We start from the raw sequence: 5,001 nt of genomic DNA on the forward strand, positions 1-5,001 counted from the left end.
CGGTATCGAGAAGAGCAAGGCCTTGATAGAGGCGAGCATTGTCATGTCAGGCATCCCCCGTCCGCTGCATGCGGCGATAGCGCGGCAAGGCCGCCAGCTTGTTTTCGCGCCATTCTTCAAGGTTCGCGCGGGCGCGGTCCTTGAGGCGGGTGGCGATTTCCTTTTCGCGGTTGGCGGCGAGCGTCACGCCTTCCTTGCTCTCCACCTTGCGCCGCGCGTCGTAGAGCGCGCCGTCGAGCTGGCGCCCTGCCTGTTCCAGCCGGGTGGCGAGTTCCTGCATCGCCGCGAAGGATGCACCGGTGGCGGCCCCTTGCGTTTCGAACAGTTCGTAGCGGACCTTGTTGAGCCGCTCGATATTGCGGGCCAGGCCATCGGCCTCGTCGCGCGCGCGCGCAGTTTCGGCGACGGCCATGGCATGTTGGACATGGCGCACGCGCAGCACGCGATGGCGGCGGGATACCAGCCCCTTCATGCGCCGAACCCGGCGATCAGCGCGGCGGCGCTGGTGTCGAGATCGATGCGGCTCTTCTGGTCCTGCCGGATGAAGTCGAGAATTTCCTGACGGCGCTGCACCGCTTCGTCGATCACCGGATCATTGCCGGGGCGATAGGCGCCCATCAGGATGAGATCGCGATTCTCCTCATAGGCGGCCCAGAGGCGGCGATAATTGGCGGCGGCCATGCGATGATCGTCGGGCACCACGTCGGCCATGACGCGCGACAGCGATTTGCCGACGTCGATGGCCGGGAAGATGGATTGTTCGGACAGGTGCCGCGACAGGACGAAATGGCCGTCGACGATGGCGCGGGCAGCGTCCACGATCGGATCGTCCGTATCATCGCCATCGGCCAATACGGTATAGAGTGCGGTGATCGAGCCGCCGGTGCGGGCGTCCACCCCGGCCCGTTCGACCAGGCGGGGAATGAGCGCGAGAGCCGAGGGCGGATAGCCCTTCATCGCGGGGGGTTCGCCAAGGGCCAGGCCGATTTCGCGCTGGGCATGGGCGCAGCGGGTGAGGCTATCGATCAGCAGCAGCACCTTCTTGCCACGGGCGCGGAAATATTCGGCGATGGCGGTGGCGCGCGCGGCAGCGCGCAGGCGCAGCACCGGGGGATGATCGGCGGGCACCGCGACGACGATGCTCTTGTGCATCGTGTGTTTGAGCTTGGTTTCGAGGAAGTCGCTGACTTCGCGGCCGCGCTCGCCGATCAGACCGACGACGACGATGTCGGCTTCGGCCCCGGCGATCATCTGGCCCATCAGCACCGACTTGCCGACGCCCGAACCGGCAATGATGGCGATACGCTGGCCGCGCCCGGCGGTGAGCAGCGCGTTGACGGCGCGGACGCCCAGATCGAACGGTTCGGTGACGCGGCCACGATCAAGGACATTGCCCTTGACGCCGTTCAGGGGCCAGACGCCGCCTGCGATGATCGGGCCTTTCCGGTCGAGCGGCTGCCCCATGGCATCGACGACGCGGCCGATCAGCCCCTCGCCCACCTGCACCATATTGGCCTGGCTATCGGGTTCGACCCGCGCGCCATTTTCGAGCGGCGCGTCGCTGTCGAGCGGCACCAGCAGGGTGCGACCGCCGCGAAAGCCCGCGACTTCGGCGCGCGCGATCGTGCCGTCGCTGGCGATCACCCGCGCGCCCGCGCCGATCGGGCGGCGAAAGCCGGTGACTTCGAGCATGCCCGCATCATGGCTGACCAGACGACCGACATGGCGCGGCGCGCGGTTCTGGACCTGCAGATGGTCGAACAGCGTTTCGGCCTGGGCCAGCGCGGCGCGGATCAAGGCCTGCCCTCCATATCGTCGAGCAGTGCGCGCAGGCGCGACAGGCGCACGTCGGGGCCATCCTCGACCCAGCCTTCGGCGGTTTCCAAGCGGACGCAGCCGCGCTGCATCGCCTTGTCGGGCACCAGCTTCACGCCGATCTGTTCGCCTTCCAGCATGATAATGTCGTCGGGGTGGAGGTGGAGCGCGCCCTTTTCGTCATTATCCTCGATGAAGGCGGCGACCGTGTCGCAGCGCTGCACGAGGCGTTCGATGTCGATCTCGACCTCGCCCACAATCTGTTCGACCAGACGGACGACCGTAGCGGAGAGCATGGTGGAGAGCATGCCGCTGGGCGCAGGGGCCAGCGACGCCAGCGATTCCGCCAGTCGTTCGCGGATGTCCGCGTCTGCGCCATGGGCTTCCGCCGTGATGCGGCAGCCTTCGTCGAAGCCAAGCGTGAAGGCTTCCATCCGCGCTTCTTCGACCAGGTCGACCACGGGTTCGGCGTCCGCCATGGCGGCGCGGATCGTCGCGGTCTGCGCGCCGGGATGGGCGGTGTAGAGGCTGCGGAAACCGCTGCTCTCGCTTTGTACGAAACCGGCGACCGCGACTGGCGCGAAATCGCGCGCTGCTTCAGCGCCCCAAATCCTAGACAAAGTCATTCCCCTTGCCACCGAGCATGATGGTGCCTGCATCCGCCATGCGGCGGGCGGTGGCGATGATCAGTTTCTGTGCTTCCAGCACTTCGGCGAGGCGGATGGGGCCGCGCTCCTCGATCTCGTCGGCGATCGCCTGTGCCGCGCGAGCGGACATGCTGCCGAAAATCTTGCCCTTGAGCATGTCGTTCACGCCCTTGAGCGCGACGACCAGGACGGTGTTGTCGATGGTCCGCATCAGCGCGCCCAGATTCTTGTCGTCCATGTCCACCAGATTATCGAAGACGAACATCTCCTCCTCGATGGTCTGGGCGATCATCTTGTCGCGCTTGGCGACGGCCTTCATGATCCGCTGCTCATTATCCTTGCGGACATTGTTCATGATCGCGGCCGCTTCGACCGTGCCGCCGCGCTGCGAGGCGGCACCCTGCTTGCCGACCGGACCGCGCATCAGCAATTGCTCCAGATCTTCGAGCGCCTCGTTCGAGACCGGCCCCAGGGTGGCGATGCGATAGACGATCTCCTCCTGATATTCGGACGGCAGCAATTGCAGCACGTCGGCGGCGACGGGTGCCTCCAGATGGGCCAGCACGATCGCCATGATCTGCGGATGCTCCGCCTCGATCAACACGGCGATTTCCTTGGCATCCATCCATTTGAGCATTTCAAGCTGGGTGGAGCGGGTCGGCGGCGTAATGCGCGCCAGGATGGTTTCAGCCCGTTCCTCGCCCAGCGCCTTGGTCATCGCGCCGCGAATATGGCGGGTCGCGCCATAGCCGATGGTGGTGCGCTTCTTGGCCTTGGCGACGAAATGGTCGAGCGCTTCGTTGACCTCTTCGGGATCGACATCGGCGACGTCATACATGGCGTAGCCGAGCTGGCGCACTTCCTCCGGCTCCAGCCGGGAAAGGATTTGCGCGGCTTCATCCTCATTGAACAGCATAAGCAGGACGGCAGCGGCGGCGCTGCCCTTGAGCGCTTCGGGACGACCGGGAACGATCTCAGGCATTTTCCTTCTTCCCCTCCTTCAGGAGGTCGCGGACGACCAGGGCGGCGCGGTCGGGGTCCTGCTTCACGAAGTTGCGAATGAGGTCGGCGCGCTGGGCATAGTCATAGGTGGAGGAGATCATGTCGAGCGTGACCGGCCGTTCGGGATCGGGCGCTTCGACCACCTGCTTGGTGAGTTCGGACGAGATTTCCCGGCCGATGCGCTGGCCTTCCTGCGTGGTCTGCTCCGCTGCGGCGGCCTGGGCGGCGGCGCGGCGCTTGAGCAGCGGGCGACCGATGCCGAAGACGAGCAGCAGCGCGACAAGCAGGGCGGTGCCGTTGCGCACCAGCGGGTTCATCCAGTCCGATTCATACCAGGGGATGACGGTTTCAGGCGTCTTGAGAAAGCTGCGCGAGGAGAGTGCGACCACGTCGCCGCGCGCCTGGTCGAAACCGACAGCGCCCTTCACCAGCGCTTCCAAGGCTGCGATTTCCTGCGCCGTGCGCGGCTTGCCGTCCGCGCCGGTGTCGAGCGCCACGGCGACCGACAGGCGCTTGACGGTGCCGATCGCATCCTTGGTCACGGACACTTCGCGGCCGAGTTCAAAGCTGCGGTTGAAGGTTTCTTCGGTCTTCATCAGCGGATTGGGCGGGGTGCCGGGGGTCTGCGCGGCGGTTTCGCCCTGCTGCACGGCCTGGCCATTGGGGTTGGTCTGGGTGACGGTCGGGTTGACCGGTGCCTGGTTGGTGAGCGCACCGGGGATGCCCGACGCCTCCCCGCCTGTGCCCTGACCCCGCGGGTCGGATGCCCAGGTGCCCTGTTCGACGCGCAGCCGCGCTTCGTCCTGGGGGAAGGTTTCGCGGGTCGCCTGCCGCTCGGCGAAATTAAGTTCGGCATGGACTTCGGCGGAGAAATTGCCCTGGCCAAGGATCGGCGTGAGCAGCGCGATCACCGACTGGCGATAGCGATCCTCGATCCGGCCCTGGATCGAGAGCTGGCGATCATCGGCGGCGTCGCCGTCATTATTGCTGAGCAGGCGGCCATTCTGATCGACCAGCGAAATCTGGTCGGGCGACAGGTCGGGAATGGAGGAAGCGACGAGATGCACGATCGCGCTGACCTGTGCGTCGGTGAGCGTGCGGCCCTGCGCCAGTCGCAGCATCACGGAAGCGGACGGCTTGGCCCGGTCGCGCAGGAAGACGCTGGGCGGTTCGACGGCGAGGTGGACCTTGGCGCTTTCGACGCTGTCGATCGCCTCGATCGTGCGGGCGAGGTCCATTTCGCGGGCGGAGCGCAGCTTTTCGCCCTCGACCGCGCGCGAGGCGCCCATTGGCAGGCTGTCGATCATGCTGTTGCCGTCAGGCGCGCTCTTGGGCAGGCCCTGGGCGGCGAGCATCATCTTCGCCTTGAAATAATCATCCTCCCCCACGGTCATGCTGCCGGACTTGTCGAAGTCGAAGGGGATGCCGGCCTGCTCCAGCACTTGCGCGACGGCCGATTTGTCGGCGTCGGGCAAGGCGCGGAACAGGTCGCGCTGGGGCGGTTCGCGCAGCGCCAGCCAGGCAAGGCCCGCCAGTG

The 5,001-nt window shown here is 66.3% G+C and carries 5 protein-coding genes; all 5 read right to left on the reverse strand.

The genetic code is table 11. The features are described 5' to 3' along the window. Positions 1 to 46 precede the first annotated feature (46 nt). Positions 47 to 472: a hypothetical protein gene (locus tag IL54_RS06120; RefSeq protein WP_037474048.1), complete on the reverse strand. Its 426-nt coding sequence runs from the start codon at positions 470 to 472 to the stop codon at positions 47 to 49. After that, complete coding sequence (locus tag IL54_RS06125; RefSeq protein ID WP_037474050.1) at positions 469 to 1,797, reverse strand: FliI/YscN family ATPase; 1,329 nt, start codon at positions 1,795 to 1,797, stop codon at positions 469 to 471. The genes IL54_RS06120 and IL54_RS06125 overlap by 4 nt, the downstream gene beginning before the upstream one ends. Then, positions 1,794 to 2,441, reverse strand: coding sequence for a FliH/SctL family protein (locus tag IL54_RS06130; protein WP_037474052.1), 648 nt, complete (start codon positions 2,439 to 2,441; stop codon positions 1,794 to 1,796). Before IL54_RS06130 ends, IL54_RS06125 begins: the two co-directional genes overlap by 4 nt. Continuing rightward, a complete protein-coding gene (gene fliG, locus IL54_RS06135; protein ID WP_037474054.1) occupies positions 2,428 to 3,444 on the reverse strand; it encodes a flagellar motor switch protein FliG in 1,017 nt (338 codons plus the stop codon). Before fliG ends, IL54_RS06130 begins: the two co-directional genes overlap by 14 nt. After that, positions 3,437 to 5,001 (reverse strand): flagellar basal-body MS-ring/collar protein FliF (gene fliF / locus IL54_RS06140; protein ID WP_037477920.1); only part of this gene is annotated, 1,565 nt, incomplete at its 5' end. The genes fliG and fliF, both read right to left, overlap by 8 nt.

The organism is Sphingobium sp. ba1, assembly GCF_000743655.1.
In the GTDB taxonomy this organism is placed as follows: Bacteria; Pseudomonadota; Alphaproteobacteria; order Sphingomonadales; family Sphingomonadaceae; genus Sphingobium.

Coding starts and splice junctions, on each gene's coding strand:
- fliG (WP_037474054.1), bottom strand. CDS start 3,444: ATGCCTGAGATCGTTCCCGGTCGTCCCGAAGCGCTCAAGGGCAGCGCC.
- IL54_RS06130 (WP_037474052.1), bottom strand. CDS start 2,441: ATGACTTTGTCTAGGATTTGGGGCGCTGAAGCAGCGCGCGATTTCGCG.
- IL54_RS06120 (WP_037474048.1), bottom strand. CDS start 472: ATGAAGGGGCTGGTATCCCGCCGCCATCGCGTGCTGCGCGTGCGCCAT.